The following is a 382-nucleotide window of genomic DNA, read 5'->3' as shown; positions in this document are numbered from 1 at the left end:
CCCATTCGTTGTCATACCAGCCCAGAACCCGCAGCTGTGTCCCGCTTTGGACAGAGGTCTGATCAAGAGCCACGACACAGGAATGTGAATCGTGGTTCAGGTCGATCGACACCAGAGGACGTTCGACCAGACCAAGGATGCCTTTCAGCGGGCCTTCGGCGGCGGTGCGTAGGGTGGCGTTGACCTCTTCCACCGTGGTGTCTTTCGACAGTTCGACCACCAGATCGACACAGGATACATTCGGTGTGGGCACGCGGATCGCGGTGCCGCCGATCAGCCCGTCAAGCTCGGGCAGCACTTTACCCAGTGTCTTGGCCGCACCGGTGGTGGTGGGGATCATCGACAGCGCCGCGGCGCGGGCACGGTACAGGTCGCTGTGCGC

The 382-nt window shown here is 62.3% G+C and carries 1 pseudogene; it reads right to left on the bottom strand.

The window, feature by feature from the left end:
- Positions 1-382, bottom strand: a pseudogene (locus B3849_RS07760) (erythrose-4-phosphate dehydrogenase); the annotation flags it as partial.

The organism is Sulfitobacter sp. UBA4523 (genome assembly GCF_002388305.1).
GTDB lineage: Bacteria > Pseudomonadota > Alphaproteobacteria > Rhodobacterales > Rhodobacteraceae > Sulfitobacter > Sulfitobacter pontiacus.
This window is presented reverse-complemented; position numbering and strand designations above follow the sequence as displayed.